The 21944-nt window shown below is 72.3% G+C and carries 17 protein-coding genes and 1 pseudogene; 5 read left to right on the forward strand and 13 right to left on the reverse strand.

All coding sequences use genetic code 11. The annotated features are described in order from the left end of the window. Positions 1-215: 215 nt before the first annotated feature. The 7 genes and pseudogenes from ACFY61_RS04215 to ACFY61_RS04245 all read right to left on the reverse strand — a co-directional run. Positions 216-1367 carry a hypothetical protein gene (locus tag ACFY61_RS04215; protein ID WP_389466711.1) on the reverse strand — a complete coding sequence of 384 codons (1152 nt, stop codon included), beginning with the start codon at positions 1365-1367 and terminating at the stop codon, positions 216-218. A gap of 379 nt (positions 1368-1746) precedes the next feature. Next, positions 1747-1935, reverse strand: coding sequence for a hypothetical protein (locus ACFY61_RS04220; RefSeq protein WP_389466714.1), 189 nt, complete (start codon positions 1933-1935; stop codon positions 1747-1749). 268 nt (positions 1936-2203) lie between these two features. Beyond that, positions 2204-3388 carry an HTTM domain-containing protein gene (locus ACFY61_RS04225; protein WP_389466716.1) on the reverse strand — a complete coding sequence of 395 codons (1185 nt, stop codon included), beginning with the start codon at positions 3386-3388 and terminating at the stop codon, positions 2204-2206. Further along, positions 3378-4034, reverse strand: coding sequence for a DUF5819 family protein (locus tag ACFY61_RS04230; protein ID WP_389467020.1), 657 nt, complete (start codon positions 4032-4034; stop codon positions 3378-3380). The genes ACFY61_RS04225 and ACFY61_RS04230 overlap by 11 nt, the downstream gene beginning before the upstream one ends. A gap of 200 nt (positions 4035-4234) precedes the next feature. After that, positions 4235-5494, reverse strand: coding sequence for an ice-binding family protein (locus ACFY61_RS04235; protein WP_389466719.1), 1260 nt, complete (start codon positions 5492-5494; stop codon positions 4235-4237). A 462-nt stretch (positions 5495-5956) separates the two neighbouring features. Next, entirely contained in the window at positions 5957-6811 is an 855-nt protein-coding gene (locus tag ACFY61_RS04240) for a helix-turn-helix domain-containing protein (protein ID WP_389466721.1), read from the reverse strand. Positions 6812-7429: 618 nt separating this feature from the next. Further along, positions 7430-7651, reverse strand: a pseudogene (locus ACFY61_RS04245) (ATP-binding cassette domain-containing protein); the annotation flags it as partial. A 108-nt stretch (positions 7652-7759) separates the two neighbouring features. Here ACFY61_RS04245 and ACFY61_RS04250 point away from each other — a divergent pair. Further along, entirely contained in the window at positions 7760-9034 is a 1275-nt protein-coding gene (locus ACFY61_RS04250) for a sensor histidine kinase (RefSeq protein ID WP_389466724.1), read from the forward strand. After that, on the forward strand, positions 9022-9678 hold the full coding sequence (locus tag ACFY61_RS04255) for a response regulator (protein WP_389466727.1): 657 nt from the start codon (positions 9022-9024) through the stop codon (positions 9676-9678). The genes ACFY61_RS04250 and ACFY61_RS04255 overlap by 13 nt, the downstream gene beginning before the upstream one ends. A gap of 156 nt (positions 9679-9834) precedes the next feature. Here the strand turns inward: ACFY61_RS04255 and ACFY61_RS04260 are convergent, their stop codons facing one another. From ACFY61_RS04260 to ACFY61_RS04275, 4 genes are all read right to left on the reverse strand, one after another. Further along, the gene (locus ACFY61_RS04260; protein ID WP_389466730.1) at positions 9835-11043 is read right to left on the reverse strand and encodes a glycosyltransferase family 4 protein; all 1209 of its coding nucleotides are present in this window, start codon (positions 11041-11043) and stop codon (positions 9835-9837) included. Next, entirely contained in the window at positions 11040-11780 is a 741-nt protein-coding gene (locus tag ACFY61_RS04265) for an FkbM family methyltransferase (protein ID WP_389466732.1), read from the reverse strand. Before ACFY61_RS04265 ends, ACFY61_RS04260 begins: the two co-directional genes overlap by 4 nt. Continuing rightward, positions 11777-12940: a glycosyltransferase 87 family protein gene (locus ACFY61_RS04270; RefSeq protein ID WP_389466735.1), complete on the reverse strand. Its 1164-nt coding sequence runs from the start codon at positions 12938-12940 to the stop codon at positions 11777-11779. Before ACFY61_RS04270 ends, ACFY61_RS04265 begins: the two co-directional genes overlap by 4 nt. Before the next feature lie 364 nt (positions 12941-13304). After that, on the reverse strand, positions 13305-14345 hold the full coding sequence (locus ACFY61_RS04275) for a beta family protein (protein WP_389466738.1): 1041 nt from the start codon (positions 14343-14345) through the stop codon (positions 13305-13307). 328 nt (positions 14346-14673) lie between these two features. On the opposite strand from ACFY61_RS04275, the gene ACFY61_RS04280 reads away from it, so the two are divergent. Continuing rightward, a complete protein-coding gene (locus ACFY61_RS04280) occupies positions 14674-16554 on the forward strand; it encodes a DNA/RNA helicase domain-containing protein (protein ID WP_389466741.1) in 1881 nt (626 codons plus the stop codon). Positions 16555-16883: 329 nt separating this feature from the next. Here ACFY61_RS04280 and ACFY61_RS04285 read toward each other — a convergent pair whose 3' ends face one another. Together ACFY61_RS04285 and ACFY61_RS04290 are read right to left on the reverse strand one after the other, a co-directional pair. Further along, entirely contained in the window at positions 16884-18209 is a 1326-nt protein-coding gene (locus tag ACFY61_RS04285; RefSeq protein WP_389466744.1) for a class I SAM-dependent RNA methyltransferase, read from the reverse strand. Positions 18210-18296: 87 nt separating this feature from the next. Further along, complete coding sequence (locus ACFY61_RS04290; RefSeq protein WP_389466746.1) at positions 18297-20342, reverse strand: APC family permease; 2046 nt, start codon at positions 20340-20342, stop codon at positions 18297-18299. Positions 20343-20581: 239 nt separating this feature from the next. On the opposite strand from ACFY61_RS04290, the gene ACFY61_RS04295 reads away from it, so the two are divergent. After that, the gene (locus ACFY61_RS04295; RefSeq protein WP_389466747.1) at positions 20582-21250 is read left to right on the forward strand and encodes a potassium channel family protein; all 669 of its coding nucleotides are present in this window, start codon (positions 20582-20584) and stop codon (positions 21248-21250) included. Continuing rightward, the gene (locus tag ACFY61_RS04300) at positions 21247-21909 is read left to right on the forward strand and encodes a potassium channel family protein (RefSeq protein ID WP_389466749.1); all 663 of its coding nucleotides are present in this window, start codon (positions 21247-21249) and stop codon (positions 21907-21909) included. The genes ACFY61_RS04295 and ACFY61_RS04300 overlap by 4 nt, the downstream gene beginning before the upstream one ends. Positions 21910-21944: the final 35 nt, after the last annotated feature.

A 21944-nucleotide genomic window follows, 5' to 3' on the forward strand; every position in this document is an offset into this window, starting at 1 on the left:
CTTCACATGGTCAGAGCAGAGTAGATCGTCGGTCAATGGCAGGCAACTAATCGGTATACCGCCACCCAAGCGGACAGATTGGGTCTGTGATAAAGGGAGCGTCCGCCCAGCGTGCGCGCGGGCCGAATCCTCCCGGCTCCCGGCGGCCGGGGGGGCCGAAAGCCACCGAACCGCCACGAACCGCGCGGGCCGCCCGGCCCGCACGGTGAAGAACATCACCCCGCGCGGCGCCACGGGTGGAAGGACAGTCCGGGGTCCGCCAGGTCCTGGCGGGCGATCAGCAGCCCGCCCTCCGTGTCGAGCATGGCGATCGTCACTGCGCCGAGGTGGTCCAGGGTCATCGCCGGCAGGCCCGCGCACCTCTCCCCCACCGGGGCCCACCAGGCGCCGTACTGCTCGCCCTCCGTGGGGTAGGCGGCGACCTCGGGGCAGCCGTCGGCGCCGCGCTGGAGCAGGACGGTGCAGTCGTAGCCGTTTATTCGGGTGCGGGTCACGGCCGCCGGGCCGACGCCGCCGGCGCCGCCCAGGGGCAGCAGGGGGTTGGCCCGGCCGGCCGACGCGGGGAGCGGCCGGTGGGCCACGACGCTGCCGTCGGCGGGGTGGCGCCAGTAGTACGTGATGCTCCCGGGGCCCGTCTCGCAGCCGCTGTACGTCCCCTCGACCGCCTCGCCCTCCAGCTTGCCGCGCCAGCGCAGCGCGCCGCCGGGCTCGGGCTGTCCCCAGTGCACGGCACCGCCCTTGAACGGGACCAGCATCTCGGCGCGCCCGTCCGAGGCGACCATCGGGACCACGGAGCCGCGCGACCAGTTGCCCTGGTACGACGTCCAGGCGGTCCAGTTGCCGTCGGCCCGCCGGGTCCGCTGCCGGGCGCCCGCACCGAACCGGGCGGCGACCACGTGCAGGATGCCCGCACCGTCGCAGAAGACCACGGGGTCCTCGGGCGGGGCCGGCTCGGTGGGCATGCGGAACGGGTAGCCGATCGCGCGCCACGAGCTGAGCGGCCGGCCGGTCTGGTACTGGCTGGCGACGACGTACTCGCGGCGGCCGTCCTCCCTCAGCCGGGTGCCGGCGAAGGTGACGAAGCCGTGGAAGTCCTGGGTGAGCGTGAAGCGCCCGGTCCAGCCCCCGTCCACGGGGAAGAGCACCGGCCCGTCCCAGACGTCGGCGCCGGGGACCGGCTCCGTCCAGCGCACCAGGCCCTCGGGGCAGCCCGCGTACGCGGTCAGCCTTCCGTCGCGGCCGCGCAGCAGCCACCCGGAGGCGGCCGTGAGCCCGTTCTCGGCCGCGAGGGCCAGATCGGCACCGGGGACCTCTGCCTCGTCCCAGACGTCGGCCCGTCCCCCGTCCGCGTGTCCTCGCCGCGCCATCTCCGCAACCACTCCCACCTGCGCTCTTGCCGTGCCGCCCTGCCACCCGACGGCCAGCCCGGGGAACCTTAGCCGGGCGGCCCCACCCCACGCCACCGCCGCCCGGACCGGCCGGCCCGGATACGACCCCTCTCCCCCATGGTCGTCCCGGGCCCGTCCGGGCGCGCATCCGCCCCCCCTTTGCGGGCGTCCCCGGCGCGGTCCGAGGAGGGCCCGGCACCCGGCCGGCAGGGGTACGGCAGGTGGAGGGCGGGTTCGTACGCCCTGGGGGCGGAGGTCCGCGCAACGGCGGGGCGGGCGGGCGGCCCGGGCGCCGTTGGCCGCGCCGTCGCCCGCCCGTCCCGGCAGCGGGTCGGCGCCGGGGCGGCGTGCCGCCGGGTCAGGGCACCGCCGGGGCCGGGGCCGGGGCCCCGGCGCGGTCCCAGCGCATCCGGGACCACGGCAGCGCCTGCCCGCTCCGGTCCGCGACCCCGCGGGGGGCGAGGTCGCCGATCGCCCGGGCCTCGCGGTGCCGGGCGTGGACGGTGTCGACGTAGCGGTGGCCGGTGTCGGCGGCGACGAGCACCACGGTCCGTTCGGGCGAGCGGGCGCGTTCATGGCGGGCGGCGAGGCAGCCGGCGCCGCTGGATGCCGGCCGGCAGCGTCGACCTGCTCCGGCGCCACGCCGTCTTCGCCTGCCTCAGCCGCCGACGTGGATGCCCGGCCGGCGGTCGGGGTCGGGCTCGTGCCTGGTCGCGCGGCCGCGCCTGTGGCCGAGCACGACGCGCACCCGGAGCGCGCCCTGGGGGCGGCTCCGGGAGGTCCGTCACCCGACCGTCACGTCGAACGGAGCCGTTCTACCCGGCTCCCCGGACGACCCCGTGCTCCGGCACGGGCGCCTTCGGCCTTCCCTGCGCGGGTACGGATGCCGGCACTGTCGCTCGGTCGGGCGCCGCCCGCCGCCTGCCGGTCCGTCGTGCCGCGCGTCGCCACAGTCGGGGAAGGAAGGTGTAGAAGCGGTCGGGCAGGAACACGGCGTCCGCGACGATCATCGCGCCGGAGAAGAGCGGCAGCCCCATGAGTACGGCGATACCCAGGTGCATCCCGAGCAGCACGGCCAGAACGGGGTACTTCAGCCGGCCGAAGAGCACGAACGGGAAGGCGACCTGTACGAGCACCGTGACGTAGCCGGCCATGGCGATCACCATCGGGAAACGGTCCACGAGGTGGGAGAGCGTGGGCCAGGGCTGGAACAGTTCGAGGTTCAGCGCGTAGTGGAGAGCGGTGCCGCCGCCCCAGGTGGAACCCTGGATCTTGTACAGGCCTGCCGACCCGTAGAGGAAGCAGACCTGCACGGCGATGACCATGAGGGCGCAGTTGTGCACCACCGTGGTCAAGGTGGTGCGGGCATCGCGGAGTTGCTGCGCGCAGGAGCCCCGCACCGGCTCCGGCGCGTGGCCCGCACGGGCCGACTGGAGGCGGTCGCGGCGTGCGTCCAGGGACCAGCGCCGGCCACACGCGGTGAAGGCGAGGTACACGGCCATCAGCAGCATCAGGTTGTCGCCGCCGTCCGTCATGAAGATCGCTCGCGCATGGAACGAGATCACCACGACGGCGAAGAGGACGGACATGACACGGGTCCGCCACCCCAGGATGAACAGGACGGACGTGACGACGGCCGTCGCGTAACAGAACTCGAAGTAGGCAGGGCTGTCGGACAGGGCGAGGACGCTGTTCCAGCCCGTCTGCTCGAAGAGCTGGTGCGCCAGCGCAGGCGTCCAGGGGGAGTCGGGGCCCCAGATCTCGCCACGGTGCGGGAACTCGCGGAGCAGGAAAGCGAGGTAGAGCAGCCCGTAACCGATGCGCAGCACCGAGGCTGCGTACAGGGACACCGGTCGGCAGGTGAGGAGGGCCCACGCGGCGACCAGCCGGCAGAGGACCCACTGGTGGACGGTACCCACGGAGGAACTCCCCTGGCCCGGCGGCGGGAGTGGGGGTGCGGCAGCCGCGGGGGAACGCGGGGGGCACTGCTCATTTCCCATGGGGAGTCACCTTCCACCAGGGCAGGAGCCGGTTCTCCGTGGGTGCCGGCGGGCGGTTCCCGGCAGGGGTGCCGGGAGCAGCGATGGGCGTCGTGACGACCCGGAGCTGGACGAAGTCGAACGTGCCGCCCCCGTGGCGGGCGGCAAAGCGGTCCGCAGCGATATTACGCAGATACTTCTGCAGCATCACGGCCCTTTCCGAACGCGCCGTGTCGGTTGCTCCGTGTGTCTCGACATAGGAGCTCCAGGCACGGCGCAAAAGGTTCTGAGCCGTGTGGCTCGGAAACACGTTGTGCTCGACCGCCGAATTGTCCACGGCGGCCAGGTCGAACCAGGGGCTCACTCTCACCGATCCGTCGGGGGCCGTTCGTGCGGTTCTCGCCAGGATCTGCCGGTTGAAGGAATCGGGGTCCGGGGCGAAAAGCCGCCAGTTCTGTTCGAAGAAGGGGTACACCCATCCGTTGATCTGCGGGTTGTACCGCTTCGACACGGGGTTGGGCGGGGCCACGTGAAGGAACACCATGACGACGTGGACCAGCGTGGTCACCAGGCAGAGCGCCACAGCCGTTTGCAGCCCTGCTCCCAGTGCCCGAGCCCCCGCGGTCCGTCTGTCTGGCGGGGTCGCCCGGTCAGGCGGTGACGGCACGGGGGGCGGAGCGGACCCGGACTGCTGGGGTTCCGTCAAGGCCGCTGATTCGGTTCCGATCGACACCGCCCACCCTGTCCTTCTCGTACGCGCTGCTGGCGCCTGGGATCTCTGCTTCTTCACCGGCGGCGCACGACGGGTTCGCTGAGCACTCCGCCGCGCGCCGTCATCCGGTGAACGGTCTTGATGTGGCCTGCTGCTCAGTCCTCGTGGCCCGCGGGCTTGTCGGCGTAGCCGTAGTGCTCGTCAGCGTGCTCGCCGTGGTGCCCGTGATCCGGCCGGCCGTGGTCCGGCTTCCCGGGCCCGTCGTGGTGTCCGTGGTCCGGGCGGCCGTGGTCGGGTCGGCCGTGGTCCGGGCGGCCGTGATCCGGGCGGCCGTGATCCGGGCGGCCGTGATCCGGGCGGCCGTGGTCCGGCTTGCCGCCGCCGGTGATGTTCCCTCCGGTGATGGCTCCCCCGGTCGTGTTGCCGGCCGTGTTGCCCGACGTGTGACCACCGGTGGTGTTGCCGGCGGTGTTGCCCACGGTGTTCCCGGCGGTGTTGCCCGCGATGTTCCCCGAGGTGCCGCCGCCCACCAGGTTGACGCTGGGCCCGCCGATGAGGGCGCCGCCGATCAGGCCCAGAGTCGTACCCGTCGTCGTGCCGGTGGTCGTGCCGGTCGTCGTCGTACCCGTGGTCGTGCCCGTGGTCGTGCCCGTCGTGGTGCCCGTCGTGGTGCCCCCGGTGGCGCACCCGCCGAGGAAGATCCTGTTGGTGTCGAGCGTCACGGCACCGTTACGAGCCAGTGCCCGGCCCTCGATGTTCGTCCCCGTGGTCACGCTGATCGAGGTCAGAGCCATGATGGTGCCCACGAAGGTGGAGCTGGTGCCGAGGGTGGCCGAACTCCCGATCTGCCAGTACACGTTGCAGGCAGAAGCGCCGTTCGTGAGGAGCACCCGGCTGTTGGAAGCCGTCGTCAGGGCTTCGGGGATCTGGAAGACCCAGACGGCGTTGGGGTCTCCACCGGCGTCCAGCACCAGGTCGCCCGTGAGTCCCACACCGGCGACAGCGGTGTGGACGCCCGGAAGCAGCGTCTGACCGCCGCCGATTCCCGCGGGCAGCGCGAAGTCCGTGGCCTGGCCCGCAGCGTTGTTGTACGCCTGCACCAGGTCGGCCTTCGCCTGAAGGGCTACGGCGTCCGCGGCGTGCACGGCGCCGAGCACCAAGCCCGGCGGGAATCCCGAAATGGCCGCGTTCGGGTGCGTCCCGAGGTCGTCACCGATCACGGAGGGTCCGGTGTTGGTGACGCCCTGCCCGGCCAGAACGGAAAAGGCGGCGGCTGTGGCCAGAGGCACGGGCGTCGCGATGGCCAGTGCCTGCGTCGGCAGTCCGGCGACCAGCACAGCGGCGGCCGTTACCGCGGCGCCCGAGGCCAGCCAGCCGGACAGGGCGCGGCGAGCCGCTTGGGTTCTCAGCTTCATCAAGAGGCCATTTCCTGTCGGGGGCCGTGGCGTCCCGGACCTACCGATCACCGGGTACGCCTTCCAGATAGGGCCGCATATTACGCAGGAAAATTTGCGCACCCGCCCCAGGAAAAGGCCCGGAAGAGGAGATGGGCATAAAAGAATTCCATGCTCCCGGCTGTGATGAAAATATGCGGACTTAGCCCTCAGGCCATCCGGAACATCACCGGATAGGGGATTTTCGGCCGGTCCGCGCGAAGCGGCATCGCACGTCTGTCCGTGCAACCGACCCGATGGGGACTCGGGCGTACGCCGACCGGGTCGAATCGAGAACGCCGCGGCATGGGCGCGTCGCCCGGGACGAAAAGCCCCGGGGCGCAGCACCAGCGGTGACCTCCGCCGAGCCGGCCGTGAGCGGGCCCGAGCGGGCCCGGGGCCGGTGCCGAGGCGTCCGTACGCCCCGCGGGTCGCCCTCGGGGCTCAGGATGCGTAGAGCTTGATGACGTCGGTGATGAATTGCCGGCTCTGCTCCGGGGCGAGGGCGAGCTCCCGTAGCCGGGCGTGCGACATGCCGTACTGCCGGACGTCGGATGCCTTCGCCAGGCAGAGGCCGCTGGTGAACCGCTCCAGGTACACCACCGCCTCGAGGCTGTCGGAGAACTCCAGGATGGAGAACTGCCCCGTCAGGCCCGGGTGAGCGCCCGCGCCGTGAGGGAGGACCTGCACGGCGATGTGCGGCTCGGCGCTGAGCGCGTGCAGATGCTCCAGTTGTTCCCGCATGACCTCCCGGCTGCCGACGACACGCCTCAGGGCTGATTCGTCGAGGACGACCCACAGATGCAACCGGCGGCCGGGGTCGTAGATCCGGTGCTGACGGCGAAGGCACACCTTCAGTCGCGCGGCGGCCTGGCCGACCGTGACGAGAGGGATCGTTTCCTCGATCACGGTGGCGGCGTAGGCGGGGGTCTGCAGCAGACCGGGGATCACCATGCATGCGTAGGCGCGGACGGAGTCGGCGACCGCCTCCAGGTCGAGGTAGACGCTGTGCGGAATGTCGCCGTAGGAGTGCCACCAGCCCTGCCGGCTCGATTCCCTGGCGAGCGCCGTCAAGGAGTCGACGGTGTTCTGGTCGGTGACGCCGTAGAGCATGCAGAGGTCGCGCACGTCGCGCGGGCTGACCGCACGGCGGCCCGTCTCCATGTGACTGACCTTGGCCTGGGAGATCAACAGCCGCGCCGCCACCTGCGTGCCGGTCATGCCGCTGTCCTCACGGAGCCTGCGCAGCTCCGCTCCTAACCGTCGTCCTGCGACGGTGGGGTTGTTGTTCCCCGCCATGAGCGGCGTACCTCCGGCTCCAAGCCACTGTGTGCCCGCCCAGATTGACATGGAGTACCGGTTGTCGATCACGCGCCGTGCCGCTGTCGTCGTGCGTCGCGAGAAAGGATTGTGACGGCGTAATGTGCCCGGCGCCGATCCTGCGGGGCCGTGCTGCACACGGGGGGCGACCGCCGGGGGGGGCGGCTGCGGACGAGGTCGATCCGCGGGGGCTCGCCCCGCTGACGGCTGCGGCAGAGGGCCGGCGGTGAAGGGTCGGTGCCGGGGAACAGCGGGCGGGCGAGGACACGGAGAACGCCGTCACCGTGACCGCCCCCCGCCTGCTGCCCGGCAGCCGGACTCCCACCCCTTCGAGGGGCCCGCCACCAAGCAGCCGGGCTTCGTCCGGCAGCCGCCCATGGCGCGTGACACACAGTCGTCAACGGTGCCGCTCGTGCGTCAACCGCGCCTCCCTTGCGCTCGGAGGAACAGCCGGTCAGCGGCCCTTCTCGACCGGCTCCAGGTCCCACGCACTCGACGTGGCGGGTCATCGAGAAGCAGGCCTGCACAAGACAGGTCAAGAGAACCGCCGCCTGCGCATCCTGCGAAGCGAGGCATCCCGGCTCTGACCCGGCGGGCCCCGGCGCGGTCAGAAGGGTGCGGTCGCGAGGCAGACGACTGACGGCCGGTCTGCCGGTCCAGGGAGCCGGTCGGCCCGTCGGCGAACACCACCTCGGGCTCCGCCACCAGGGTGCGGGCGATCGCCACCCGCTGCTGCTGGTCGCCGGACAGCTGGGCCGGGCGGCGGGCGGCCCGGTCGGCGAGCCCCACCTGGGCCAACGCCTCCTGGACCGGGGATCTTCCCTACCGCCCGGGGTTAGAGTCGGGGGACGGAGCCCGTCCGGTGCCTGCGGGTCCGGCCGGCAGCCGGGCGCCGCGGCACCGTCGACCCCTGGAGGAATCCCCGTCATGAACGTCGCCGTCTGGGCGGCCGTACGGCGGCGTCCCGTCCGTTTCCTGCTCTCCCCCTGGCCGCTCCGCGCCTGGGCCTTCCTGCTCAGCGGCACCGTCCTGGGCGCGCTGCTGTTCGCCGTGCTGTCCGTGCTGCTGTTCGCGGGGATCGGCCTGTCGGTGGTCGGGATCGGGCTGGTGGTGCTGGCCGGGGTGGCGGTGACCGGCATCCCCGTCGCGGCCCTGGAGCGGCGCCGGCTGCGGCTGGTGGAGCCCGTCCCCCTGGTCGACCCGCACGGGTCGCTGCCGGGGACCGGGGCCGTGCCGTGGCTGCGGACCCGGCTCAGGGAACGCGCCACCTGGCGGGAGCTGGCGTACGCGCTGCTGTTCGCCGTGGTGTTCACGGCGGTCGGGATCGGCTTCACCGCCCTGCTCTCCATGTCCGCGATCCTGCTGGTGACACCGGTCATCGTGTGGGCCATCGCCCCCGACACGGTGATGCTCGTCCCCGGGCAGCCGATCTCCGACCCGGTCGCCGCGCTGCCGGGCACCCTGGCGGGGCTGGTGGGGCTGGTGCTCGCCGCGTACGCCGGCGCGCTGCTGGCCGGTGCCCAGGTGCGGGCCGCGCAGTTCCTGCTCTCCGCCCGCGAGGAGGACCTCGGCAGCCGGGTCATCGAGCTCACCAGGTCGCGGGCCCGGCTGGTCGACGCGTTCGAGGCGGAGCGGCGGCGCATCGAACGGGACCTGCACGACGGCGCCCAACAGGAACTGGTGGCACTGACCATGACGCTGGGTCTGGCCGAACTGGAACTGCGCGGACAGGACTCCCCCGCCCTGCCGCTGATCGCACGGGCCCGGGGCGAGGCCAAGCAGGCGCTGGAGCAGCTGCGCAGCCTGGTCCGGGGCATCCATCCGCAGGTGCTCACCGACCACGGTCTGGCCGCAGCGGTCAGCGAACTCGCTCTGCGCAACCCGATCCCGGTCACCGTCGACATCGAACTCCCGCGGCTGCCCGCTCCGGTGGAGAACATGGCGTACTTCGCCGTGACGGAGGCGCTCGCCAACGCGGCCAAGTACAGCGGCGCCGACGAGGTCGTGGTGCACGGCCGGCTGGAGGGCGAGCAGCTCGTCCTGGTCGTGAGCGACGACGGACGGGGCGGGGCCGATCCGACCGCCGGGTCCGGTTTGCAAGGATTGGCCGACCGCGTGGCGATTCTTAAAGGCAGGCTCATCGTGATCAGTCCCGTCGGCGGACCGACCCAGCTGCGGGTGGAGGTGCCGTGCTCCGCGTAGTGCTCGCCGAGGACGCCGTGCTGCTGCGCGCCGGACTGGTGGAACTCCTCTCCCGGGTGGGCCACGAGGTGGTGGCCGCCGTCGGCGACGCCGGGGAGCTGGCCCGCGCCGTGGACGCGGACCGCCCCGACGTGGTCATCACGGACGTGCGGATGCCGCCCGGGTTCCGGGACGAGGGGCTGCGCGCCGCGCTGGAACTGCGGGCCCGGCATCCCGGGCTGCCGGTCCTCGTGCTCTCCCAGTACGTCGCCACGGCCTACGCCAACCAGCTGTTCGGCGGCGGCCAGTCGGACGGCGGCGGCCTGGGCTACCTGCTCAAGGACCGGGTCGGGGAGGTGTCCGAGTTCCTGGACGCGCTGGACCGGGTGGCCGGCGGGCAGACCGTGATCGACCCGGAGGTGATCCGGGTGCTCCTCCAGGCCGCGGACAAGCCGCTGCTCCGGCTCACCCCGCGCGAGCGCGAGGTGCTCGCGCTGATGGCGGAGGGCCTCAACAACCAGTCGATCGCGAGGCGGTTGACGGTCACCGAGGCGTCCGTGGTCAAGCACGCCGGCAACATCTTCATGAAGCTGGACCTCGACCCGGCCGAGGGCAACCGGCGGGTGCTGGCGGTCCTGGCCCACCTGCGGGGGCAACAGGCGTAACGGACCGGCCCCCGTGTCAGGCCGGGGGGACGGGACGCGGCTGGACGGGACACGACGAATCGGGTCCAACGGCTCGGTCGGGTGGGGCGGTTCGGCCGGGGCGGGTGCACTGCCCCCGGGGGGAACGGGGCGGTACGGTCCCGCCCCGGCCGTCCGTCACCCCCGGCCGGGGCGGGGGCCCCGGCCGGGGTCGGAGGTCCGGGCCGCCGGCTGCCGGCCGGCGTCGGACAGGGGCAGGTCCGGGTCCAGGAGGGCGTTGAGCCGGTCGGCCGATCCGTCCCAGGACCAGTGGCGCTCCACCCGGCGCCGGCCGGCCTCGCCGCGCAGGGTCCGCTCCCCGGGCGAGGTCAGGGTCGCGGTCAGGGCCTCGGCCACCGCGGCGGGGGAACGCCCGTCGACCACGGTGCCGGTGACCCCGTCCAGGACGGTGTCGGGGGCTCCGCCGGAGTCGCCGGCGACCACCGGCAGGCCGCTGGCGGCCGCCTCCAGGAACACGATCCCCAGGCCCTCCGCCTCCAGCCCGGCCTTGCGGGTCCGGCACGGCATCGCGAACACGTCGGCGGCCGCGTAGTACGGGGCGGTCGCGGCGTGGTCGAGCCCGCCGGTGAACACCACCCGGCCGGGGGCGTACCGGGCGGCGAGGCGGCGCAGCCGGGCCGCGTCAGGGCCCTGCCCGACGATCACCAGCACCGCGTCGGGGACGCTCCGCAGGACCGCCGGCATCGCCTTGACCAGTACGTCCTGCCCCTTGCGCCGCACCAGCCGGGACACGCAGAGGATCACCCGGCGCCCGGTCAGCCGGTGCCTTTCGCGCACCCGGCGGGCCGCCTCCGATCCGCCGTCGGCGGGCCGGAAGGCCGCCGCGTCGACGCCCGGCACCAGCCGTTCCAGCCGGGCCCGCGGGCCGAGGGCGGGCGCGATCCGGGCCCGGGTGTACTCGCCCAGGTACGTGACCACGTCGACGTGGTCGCCGATCCGGCGCAGCAGCCGGGAGGCCCCCGGTGTGCGGGCCCACCAGATCTCGTGCCCGTGGGTGGTGGCCACCATGCGGCGGATCCCGCCGCGCCGCAGGTCGGGGGCCATGGCGGCGAGGGGGGCCGCGGCCCCGAACCACACCCGGTCGGCGCCGTGTTCCCGCGCCATGCCCAGGGCGCGGCGGGTGACGCGCCGGGTGGGCAGCAGCATCCGCGCCGGATCGCGTACGACGCGGAAGGGCAGGGTGGCGTCGTACTCCGCCGCGCCGGGCTCGTGGGAGGTGTACACCACGACGTCGTCGCCGGGCATCCGGGTGGCCATGGCGTGCACGAACGTCTCGATGCCGCCCTGGCGGGGCGGGAAGTCGTTGGTGACGATCAGGGTGGTCATTCGGCGGGTCCTCGGTCGTGGCCGGCGGGGCGGCGGGGATGCGGCACGGTGCTGCTGAACAGGTGGTTGCGGCGTTCCGGGGTGATCCGGTCGACCTCGGTCCAGTGGTCGCCCCGCCAGCCGTGGGCCCGGTAGCCGTAGCCGGCGAGGTGCTCCAGCAACTCGTCCGACCGGGCTCCGTACTTGCCCAGGTGGCGGTCCTCCACCTCCAGCAGCAGGGCGGGGCGGTGGCGCGCCAGCGTCCGCGCCCCGCCGCGCAGCACGGCGAGTTCGGCGCCCTCGACGTCCGCCTTGACGAAGCCGATGGGGGCCCCTCCTCCGGCCGCCTCGGCGAGCTGGTCCAGGGTGCGGACCGGCACCGGTACCGGCCGGGCGGTGCGGAACTCCGCGTTGGGGCCGGGCCCCCGGACCCCCTCGGTCAGGTACGCGCGGCCGTGCACGGGGAGGCCGCGGCGGCGCGGCAGGCTCAGGACGCCCCGCCCGGGCCTGGCGCCCAGCGCGGTCCGGTGGACGGTGTGGACGTGCCCGGAGGGGCCGGTCAGGCCGGCCAGCCCCAAGGTGTAGAGCCCGTACTCGGCGCCGACGTCCACGCACACGGTGCCGGGCCTCACCAGCGGTGCCAGTCCGGCGACTTCGTCCTCCACGAACGGCAGCCGGGTGGCGCCCCAGCGCAGCGCGGCGGCGACGGCGGCGGACCGGACCCCGCCGCGGCGCCCGCCTCCGGAGCGGGCCGTCACCGGACACCGCCGGCCGGCACGGGCAGCGCCGGGACCGCGGGCGGCCCGTCCGGCCGCTCCGGGGCGGGGCGGCCGCGCGCTCCGGCCCGTACCAGCCGCGACCACACCACCAGCAGGACGGGCAGGGCGAGGTAGCCGAAGCGGCCGGCGGGGGCGAGCAGGAAGGCGAGGGAGAGGCCGAGGGCCAGCCGGTCGGCGGCCGCGACCAGGTCGCGGGGCGGCCGTACGACGAGGGAGACCGCCACCGCGAGCCCGCCGGCGAGGAGCAGCCCCACCGCCGCGTACCAGCCCGCGGGCCCCAGCTCGGCGAGCAGCCGGCCGGGCATCGGGCTGCTCGCCGGAGTGGTGAACTCACCGCGCCCGGTGGGGAAGGCGAGCACCTGCTCGGCCATGGCCCGCGGGGACAGGAGCACGCCGGGCAGCACGGCCAGGGCCGTACCGGCGAGCGCGACGAGACCGGCACGGACGGCCGCCCGGAGCCCGTCCCGGTGGGCGAGCAGGGCCATGGCGACCGGTACGGCGGGCCACGCGGTCCACTTCAGGGAGCACGCCGCGGCCAGGGCGAGCCCGGCGGCCACCGGGCGGTGCCGGGCGGCGAGGACGAGGGCGAGGCACAGCAGACCGGCGAGCGGCAGGTCCACGCCGCTCACCGCGAGCGGCAGGGCGACCACCGGGGAGGCGACCAGCGCGCCGGCGGCGGTGCGGTGAGGCAGCCGCCCGGCCGCACCGCCCACCGCCCCGAAGACCCGGCGCCCGGCCCACAGGCACCCCACCAGCACCGCCGCACACCACAGCCGGGCGTCACCGAGCACCCGCACGACGGGATCGTCCGCCCCGAGCAGGGCCCGGGGTATCCCGAGCAGCGCCATGCCGGGGAGGTAGGGCGTGACCTCGGTGACGGACCGCGGCTCGTCGAGGTAGGGCGTGGCCCGCTCCACCAGCAGCCGCCCGGCGCGCTCGATGACCTCGACCTCGCTCTGCGCGTGCCCGGTCACCAGCAGGTACCCCAGCGGCACGACGACCGCCCCGGCCACCGCCGCACCCACGGCGACGGCCCGCGTCCGCTCCCGGTCCGGCCCCAGCCCGACGACGGCGGCCGCCACCAGGTACCCGAACGCGGCACAGGCCCCCCAGACCCGGTGGGTCTCCAGGGTGGACACGACCGGAAACCCCGCCGCCCACACAGCGGCGACGACCCAGCCGGCCGTCCACAACGGCCGCCGGTACACGGAGCGATGAGCCACAACCCGATGAATCAACACCCCGCCATTCCACCGGCGCCCACCCCCCGAGGTCATGACGCCCAGGTAGAGACCTGATGGTCGGCTTTACCCCACCATCAGCCCCCGGCCCGCCTGAGAACGCCAGGCACACCTGATCAGACGCCTTCGCGCACCGACTCCAGCGAGCAGAACAGCAGCGCCTGCCCACGGCAGCCCTGGCCGGGTGCGGAACGGGACCGAGCGGGAGGGCATCGGACGCGCTGCGCGCGCAGCCGCCCGCCGCAGAGAGGGATCCTCGACGTCACCGCTGCCACACGGCGTAGGTCATGTGCTGCACGTTTCCGACCCACAGCCACGTACCGAAGTTGCCCGTTCCTCCTCTGCCGATCCCATGCGCGCAGTCCCGCAGCCAGCTCTCCCCACTGCTGGCAGCCGGGCCGCGGAAGCCCGGATGCGCAAGGAGCTCTCGGGCGATCGCACGATTGTGTGCGTCCCGGTCATGGCCCGACGCCAGCATCCGGCCGATCACGAACGCTCCGTCGAGCGTGTAGCGCAGGAGGCCCCAGGACGGTCCACCTCCACCAGAGCGAGGGGGCAGGCCGATGGCTTCAGCAGGCTGTATTCCGTAGTCACCGTAGCTGAGCATCCCTCGGTACGCGCGAGCTCCGGCAGCTATCTCTTGCCACACATGCCCTTCCGCCCGCGGCACTTCGCACATTCCGCCGTCGAGGTCGTCGGCGGTGACGAGGGGAAATCCGCCACTGAGCACGGCGACGGTTCGCCAGGGCGCCAGGGGGACGAGCGAGTCCAGGGCTCGCAGGGCCTCCTTGCCCGCGTCGGGCCTGTCGGCGCGTACGGCGCCCAAGTCGAGGAGGAGGTCCACCCGAACCGCCGGGTCGGACCGCTCGAGGATGTGGCGCACCTCGCCGCTGGTACGACCGTCCCACTCACCCGGGACCTGAACGCGAACGCCGAGTCCGTCACCGGCGGTCCGGGCGGTCGCCAGTGCCACGGCCTGCTGCGCCTCAGGCCTTCCGGGCCCGGTTACCGGGCGCAGCAGTGCGAACGCGCTCGCCTCCGGCATCAGCTCGGCGAGTACGGACGTTTCGTCCTCGCCCGCGAACGGTGCGTCCAGCCATGCAGGACGGTACCGCTGTACCCTGGATACCGCCGCAAGGTCCTTCCGGACCTGCGCGGCGAGTTCGGCCGGGGCGAGACCGGGGCGTGGCGGCAGGTTCCAGACGGGCGCCGATGCGTTCTGCGCTTCCGGCCGGAGCCGGGAGTACGCGTCCACCGCATGCGGCCGGGTGGGCAGGACGGGAACGTAAAGCAATCCGGTCACGGTGGCTCCCCCTTCGGCGCTGACCTCGACCTACCCCTCGACTCCAGCGTGAGCAGTCGTCACGCACCGGGAAAGAGCGCTAATCCGGCCATCTGCCGACCCGCCACGGACGTGCCTGATCCACTGCGTCGCCCTTCCGGAATGCCGTGAGCCACCTTGGGGGCTCGATACGGATCGTGATTTTCCGCCCTGGTTGCTTGATCACGCACTGTCATAAGATGTGAAGGACAATCTCAGCGGCCCGCCGGGCTTCCGCTCCACCTGAGGTGGAACTGAAGGACATGCCCCCACCCGCACGAGCTACTCCGTGCTGCCTGGGGGCGATTTCTTGCTGTTCCGTGAGTCCGCGGCGTCCTTGGCCAACCGCACGCGCCTCGAAGGCCGGCTGGCGGAACTGCTGAGCGAGAACTTCCTGCACAGGCACGGCCACAAGCCGCACGCTGCGGAGGTTCGCTCCTGGGAGCGGAGCATTCCCGCGCTCACCCACGCTCTGGTCGAAGCCGGCCTCGGTCAGGTCGAGATGCTGCTGGAGTACGGGCTGCCGCTGACGAGCAAGCGCGCGGACGTGGTACTGGCGGGGGTGCATCCGGTCTCCGGCGAGCCGTCCTACGTCGTCGTCGAGCTCAAGCAGTGGACCGAGGCCCAACCCGTGGACGACGATCCGTTCCGGTGCAGCGTGCCCTCCTACGGCGAGCCCGTGCTGAACCCCATCGAGCAGGTGCGGAGCTACTGCGACTACCTCGTCTCGTTCAACGGGGCCCTCGAGCGGAACCCCGACTCCGTCACCGGAGTGGCCTTCCTGCACAATGCGGTCGAGGTCAGGGTCGCCGGACTGCGCGAAGTAGAAGAGGACCACCGCGGTCGCATGTACACCGCCGACCAGCGCGGTGCGTTCCTCGACTACCTCCGCTCGCGGCTGGCCGCGAAGCCGGGCGCCGCCGCCGCCGACGACCTCCTGCAGGCCAGGGTCCGACCGTCCAGGCAACTGATGTCCGTGGCAGCCGAAGAAGTCCGTGACCGGGAGCAGTTCGTGCTGCTGGACGAGCAGCGACTCGCCTACGAGACGGTGATGGCGGCGGTCCGCAAGGCCCACCGCTCCAACCGCAAGCAGGTGGTCGTCGTGACCGGCGGGCCCGGATCCGGCAAGAGCGTGATCGCCCTGTCCGTACTCGGCGATCTGTACCGGCGCGGCGTGCCCGCCCTCCACGCCACCGGATCGCAGTCGTTCACGAAGACCATGCGCAAGGTAGCGGGCGCCCGCAAGCCCGAGGTCCAGCGCCTGTTCCGCTACTTCAACAGCTTCATGGAGGCCGAGCCCAACGACATCGACGTGCTCGTCTGCGACGAGGCCCACCGGCTCCGCAAGACCTCCGCCAACCGCTACACCAAGGCCGCCCTGCGTACCGGACGTCCGCAGGTGGCGGAACTGATCGACGCGGCCCGGGTGCCGGTGTTCCTGCTCGACCAGCACCAGGTGGTGCGTCCTGGCGAGATGGGAACGGTCCAGCAGATCAGGCAGGCCGCGGCCGAACAGGAGGTGGACTTCACGCTGGTGGAGCTGGACAGCCAGTTCCGGTGCGGAGGCAGCGAGGCCTACCTGCGTTGGGTGACCGGTCTCCTGGGCCTCGAAGGCGAGGGGCCGGCCGTCTGGGAGCCTGATGGCAAGGTCCAACTACTGACCGTGGACAGCCCGCAGGAACTAGAGGGCTTCCTCGGCGACAGACGTGCCCTGGGGTACGGCGCCCGGCTCACCGCCGGATATTGCTGGAGGTGGACAACGAAGATCAGTCCGTCGATGACGACGCTGCCCCCGGACGTGGCCATCGGTGACTGGTCGAAGCCGTGGAACCTGTACGGCGACCGATCCGTTCTGGGCGCGCCGCCGGCTCCGCTGTGGGCCACTGACCCCGCAGGCTTCGGCCAGGTCGGCTGTGTCTACACCGCTCAGGGCTTCGAGTACGACTGGTCGGGCGTGATCATGGGCCCTGACCTGGTCTGGCGGACGGACCGCTGGGTGGTCGACCGCACCGCCTCGAAGGACCCCTCCTTCACCAAGGCGACGCCGGACGAGGACGTCGACCGGCTGATCCGCAACACCTACAAGGTGCTTCTGACCCGCGGCATGATCGGAACGGTCGTCTACTCGACGGACCCGGAGACCCGCATGAAGCTCCGCTCACTGATTCCCCGAGTCCCCGTCGACGGCTAGCATGATCTGGCTGCGCACCTTCCCGGAGGGTACGAGGCCGAAGTGCATGGATGAGGCCCGAAGTGGGTGTGAGCGGCCGGGGACCACGGTCCCGCCCCGTACTCTGCCGCGTCCGCCGCCGGGACGCGGGGCGTCGACCCGGGCGAGGGCTTCGGTGACTCGGGTGCGTCGCCCCACTGTCCCGGTGTGATCAGAAGGGCCAGTGGCCGGCAGCAGCTCCAGACCGCGCGCCGGATCCGGTCCCAGGTGCCGTCGGCGACCAGCGCTTCTGCGGCCTCCGCCCCGCAGCTGGGGGCATCAAGATGCTGCCGGTAACGCCCTCAGAATACCTACTTCACCGGCTCCAGGATCGCGACGCATTCGACGTGGTGCGTCATCGGGAAGAGGTCGAAGGCACGGAGGGTGCGGGGCTTGTAGCCCGCCTCGCGGAAGTAGGCCAGGTCGCGGGCCAGGGCGGCCGGGTCGCAGGCCACGTAGGCGATGCGGCGGGCCGCGAGGGAGGCCAGGTGGCGGACCGTGGCCTTGCCGGCGCCGGCGCGCGGGGGGTCGAGGACGATCAGGTCGCATTCCGAGATGCGGGTGCGGGGCAGGACCTGCTCGACCTTGCCCTGCTCGATGCGGACCCGGGGGAAGTCGGCCAGGTTGTGCCGGGCGTCCTCCACCGCGCGCTTGCCCGATTCGATGCCGAGGACGGCGCCGGTCTCGCCGAGGCGTTCGGCGAGGGCGCCGGCGAAGATGCCGACGCCGCAGTAGAGGTCGAGGGCCATCTCGCCCTTGCGCGGCATCAGGCCCTGCATGACGGCCTTGACCAGGGTGTCCGCGGCCTGCGGGTGGACCTGCCAGAAGCCGCCCATGCCGACGCGGTACGTGCGGCCGTCGGAGCGCTCGCGGACGAAGGGGCGGCCGTGGACGCGGTGGACGCCGCCGTCCTTCTCCTCGACGCGGAGGACCGAGACGGGCTTGTCGAGCTCGACGAGCGGGAGGCGGCCGCCGGGGCGCGGGGTGAGGACGACCTGGCGGTCCTGGGAGCCGCTCGCGGCGATGGCCTCGACCGAGGCCATCTGCGGCCACTCGCGCTTCTCGATGCCGAGTTCCGAGACGCCCTCGGCCGCGATCATGCAGTGGTCGATGACCTGCACCTCGTGGGAGCGGTGCTTGCGCAGGCCCGCGCGGCCCTCCTCGTCGACCGCGTACTGGACCCGGGTGCGCCACTGCGGGACCTGGCCGGCCGGCAGCTTGTCGCCCTCGGCGGGCATGACGGTGCCGTCCCAGCCGGCCTCCTCGGGGGTGAGCCCCGCCAGCCGCATCAGCTGCTCGGCGACGACCTCGCCCTTGAGCCGGCGCTGGGCGCCGGGCTTGGCGTGCTGCCAGTCGCAGCCGCCGCACTTGCCGGGACCGGCGTAGGGGCAGGGAGCCTCGACGCGGTCCTTGGAGGCGTCCAGCACCCGTACGGCGTCGGCGCGCAGGAAGCGGGAGTCCGACTCGCCCTCGGTGACGCGGGCGACGACCTTCTCGCCGGGCAGGGTGTGGCGGACGAACAGCACGCGCCCGTCGGCGGTGCGCGCGATGCAGTGGCCGCCGTGCGCGACGGGGCCGACCTCGACCTCGTACTCCTCCCCGACCAGTGACTGCTTCTCGTCGTGCTGCGTGGTCATGGTGGGGAGGCTCCCGGGGAGTCGGAAAAAGTGACTGGTGGGTCGGTAGAGGACCGACCCACCAGTCTACGTGCCCGGGCGGGCCGCTTACGACTTGCTGTTCTCCCGCTGGCGGGTGTCCACCGGGCCGCGGCGGACGGCGCCCGGCGCGTTCCAGTCCTGCCGCTTCTTCGCCCGCTTCTTGGCGAGCTCGGAGGACTGCAGCTGGTAGGGCACCGAGGTGACCATCACACCCGGGGTGAACAGCAGCCTGCCCTTCAGGCGCAGTGCGCTCTGGTTGTGCAGCAGGTGTTCGTACCAGCGGCCGACGACGTACTCGGGGATGTACACGCTGACGGCGTCCCGCGGGTTCTCGCTGCGCAGCCCCTTGACGTACTCGACGACGGGGCGGGTGATCTCGCGGTACGGGGAGTCGAGGATCTTCAGCGGGACGTTGATCCCTCGCCGGTCCCACTCGGCCCGCAGGGCCTTCGTCTCGGCGGGGTCCACGCTGATGCTGAGCGCTTCGAGGGTGTCCGAGCGGGTGAGCTTGGCGAAGGCCAGGGCCCGCAGGGTGGGCTTGTGGACCTTGGAGACCAGGACGATGGAGTGGACGCGGGAGGGCCGGACGCTGTCGTCGGAGGGGCCCTCGGCGGCCGCGATCTCCGCGGAGACGCGGTCGTAGTGCTTCCGGATGGCCGTCATGATCCCGTAGAAGATCACCATGCCGAGCAGGGCGACCCAGGCGCCGTGCGTGAACTTGGTGGCGAGGACGACCACGAGCACCAGGCCGGTGAAGGTCGCGCCGAAGGCGTTGATGGCCCGGGAGCGGATCATGCGGCGGCGCGCGGCCGTGTCCCGCTCGGTCCTCAGATGGCGGTTCCAGTGCCGGACCATGCCGATCTGGCTGAGCGTGAAGGAGACGAACACGCCGACGATGTACAACTGGATCAGCTTGGTGGAGTCGGCGTCGTACAGCCAGACCAGCAGGATGGCCGCGCCGGCCAGCAGCACGATGCCGTTGGAGAAGGCCAGCCGGTCACCGCGGGTGTGCAGCTGGCGCGGCAGGTAGCGGTCCTGCGCGAGGATCGAGCCGAGCAGCGGGAAGCCGTTGTACGCGGTGTTGGCCGCGAGGAACAGGACGAGCGCGGTGGCCGCGGCGAGCACCATGAACAGGATGCTGCCGTGGCCGAAGACGGCCTCGGCGACCTGCGAGATGACCGGGTCCTGGACGTAGTCGGGGCCGACGGGGGTGCCGTCGCGCAGCAGGTCGGTGGCCGGGTTCTCGGCCATCCGCACGTCGGTGGCCATGGCCAGGCCGATGATGCCGCAGAACATGGTGACGGCGAGGGCGCCCATGAGCAGCAGCGTGGACGCCGCGTTGCGGCTCTTGGGCTTCCGGAAGGCGGGCACGCCGTTGCTGATGGCCTCGACGCCGGTGAGGGCGGCACAGCCGGAGGAGAAGGCCCGGAGCAGCAGGAACACCAGCGCGATGCCGGCGATGCCCTCGTGTTCCGGTTTGATCTCCAGATCGGCGGTGGGGGCGGGCATGCTCTCGTCGAGGACGATTCCCCGCCAGGCCCCCCACGCGATCATGAGGAAGACGCCCACGACGAATACGTAGGTCGGAATCGCGAAGAGCTTTCCCGATTCCTTCACACCGCGCAGGTTCATCAGTGTGAGCAGGAGAATCATGACCACCGCGCTGAGCACCTTGTGCTCGATCACGAAATGCACGGCGGAGCCGAGGTTCTCGACGCCCGAGGAGATCGACACGGCGACGGTCAGTACGTAGTCGACCAGCAGGGCGCTGGCGACGGTCAGACCGGCCTTGGGCCCGAGGTTGGTGTTGGCGACCTCGTAGTCGCCGCCGCCGCTGGGGTACGCGTGGACGTTCTGCCGGTAGGAGGCGACCACGGTGAACATGAGCACCACGACCGCGGCCGCGATCCACGGGCTGAACTGGTACGCCGACACGCCCGCGATCGAGAGGACCAGCAGCACCTCTCCCGGTGCGTAGGCGACGGAGGAGAGGGGGTCGGAGGCGAAGACGGGTAGGGCGATCCGCTTGGGGAGGAGTGTTTCCCCGAGTCGGTCGCTGCGCAGCGCCCGGCCGATCAGGATCCGTTTGGGCACGTCGGTCAGTTTGGACACGGAGAGGATGGTAAGCGTTCGAAAAGACCGCCGCCCAACCACCTGCCGATCGCCACTCGACCTCCACCGCAATTCCGCATCGTGCGGCGTCCCGCCGCATCCGGTCGCGTCCTCGCGCGTCGCGGGAGCAACATCGGGGACCGCCCGTGTGTAGCGTGGGGACCGGTCTGAGACCCTGAAGCCTGAGCATGAGTGAGGCTGGAAACCATCAACAGCCGCTGACAGCCGGAAGGACGGCCGTGCACATCGTCATTATGGGCTGCGGAAGAGTGGGCTCCGCCCTCGCGCAGACCTTGGAGCAGCAGGGGCATACGGTCGCGGTGATCGACCAGGACCCCACCTCGTTCCGGCGGCTGGGAGCGGGATTCGGCGGACGCCGGGTCACCGGTGTCGGCTTCGACCAGGACACCCTCCGGGAGGCCGGAATCGAGGAGGCGGGCGCGTTCGCCGCCGTCTCCAGTGGTGACAATTCCAACATCATCGCGGCGCGGGTGGCCCGTGAGATGTTCGGTGTCGAGAACGTCGCCGCCCGCATCTACGACCCCAAGCGCGCCGAGGTCTACCAGCGCCTGGGCATCCCGACCGTGGCCACCGTGCGGTGGACCGCCGACCAGATGCTGCGCCGGCTGCTGCCCAGCGGTGCGGAGCCGCTGTGGCGGGACCCGAGCGGCGGGGTGCAGCTCGCCGAGGTGCACACCTCCCCGGCGTGGATCGGGCACAAGATCAGCCGGCTCCAGGAGGAGACCGGCGTCCGCGTGGCGTTCCTCACCCGGCTGGGCGAGGCGATGCTGCCGACCTCCCAGACCGTGCTGCAGGAGGGCGACCTCGTCCACGTGATGATGCGCGTCGACGAGATCGAGAAGGTCGAGGCGGCGTTCGCCGCCGGTCCCGAGGAGGCACACGCATGAGGGTCGCGATCGCCGGGGCCGGCGCGGTGGGCCGCTCCATCGCGGGCGAGCTCCTGGAGAACGGCCACGAGGTGCTGCTCGTGGACAAGGCGCCGACCGCCATCTCGGTGGAGCGCGTGCCGCAGGCCGAGTGGCTGCTGGCCGACGCCTGTGAGATCACCTCGCTGGACGAGGCGGCGCTGCAGCGCTGCAACGTGGTCATCGCGGCCACCGGCGACGACAAGGTGAACCTGGTCGTCTCGCTGCTCGCGAAGACCGAGTACGGGGTGCCCCGGGTCGTGGCCCGGGTCAACAACCCGAAGAACGAGTGGCTCTTCAACGAGTCCTGGGGCGTGGACGTGGCGGTGTCCACGCCGCGCCTGATGTCGGCGCTGGTGGAGGAGGCGGTGAGCGTCGGCGACCTGGTCCGGCTGCTGCGCTTCAGCCACGGCGACGCCAACCTGGTCGAGCTGACCCTGCCGCCCGAGTCCTCGGTGGTGGGTACGCAGATCAGCGACATCCAGTGGCCCCAGGACACCTCGCTGGTCACGATCATCCGGGGCAACCGGGTGCTCACGCCCAGCCCGGAGGAGACCCTGGAGGCCGGCGACGAGCTGCTGTTCGTGGCCGCCCAGGCCCGCGAGGAGCAGCTGGAGGACCTCCTCCAGGCCCGCCGCTGACACGCGTCACGCCGACGGGGGCCGGCTGTCCGGCC

Origin of the sequence: Streptomyces sp. NPDC012888 (assembly GCF_042900645.1) — a bacterium.
Classification (GTDB): domain Bacteria; phylum Actinomycetota; class Actinomycetes; order Streptomycetales; family Streptomycetaceae; genus Streptomyces.

Coding starts and splice junctions, on each gene's coding strand:
- ACFY61_RS04300 (WP_389466749.1), top strand. CDS start 21,247: ATGAGGGTCGCGATCGCCGGGGCCGGCGCGGTGGGCCGCTCCATCGCG.
- ACFY61_RS04285 (WP_389466744.1), bottom strand. CDS start 18,209: ATGACCACGCAGCACGACGAGAAGCAGTCACTGGTCGGGGAGGAGTAC.
- ACFY61_RS04235 (WP_389466719.1), bottom strand. CDS start 5,494: ATGAAGCTGAGAACCCAAGCGGCTCGCCGCGCCCTGTCCGGCTGGCTG.
- ACFY61_RS04250 (WP_389466724.1), top strand. CDS start 7,760: ATGAACGTCGCCGTCTGGGCGGCCGTACGGCGGCGTCCCGTCCGTTTC.
- ACFY61_RS04260 (WP_389466730.1), bottom strand. CDS start 11,043: ATGACCACCCTGATCGTCACCAACGACTTCCCGCCCCGCCAGGGCGGC.
- ACFY61_RS04225 (WP_389466716.1), bottom strand. CDS start 3,388: ATGGGAAATGAGCAGTGCCCCCCGCGTTCCCCCGCGGCTGCCGCACCC.
- ACFY61_RS04240 (WP_389466721.1), bottom strand. CDS start 6,811: ATGGCGGGGAACAACAACCCCACCGTCGCAGGACGACGGTTAGGAGCG.
- ACFY61_RS04215 (WP_389466711.1), bottom strand. CDS start 1,367: ATGGCGCGGCGAGGACACGCGGACGGGGGACGGGCCGACGTCTGGGAC.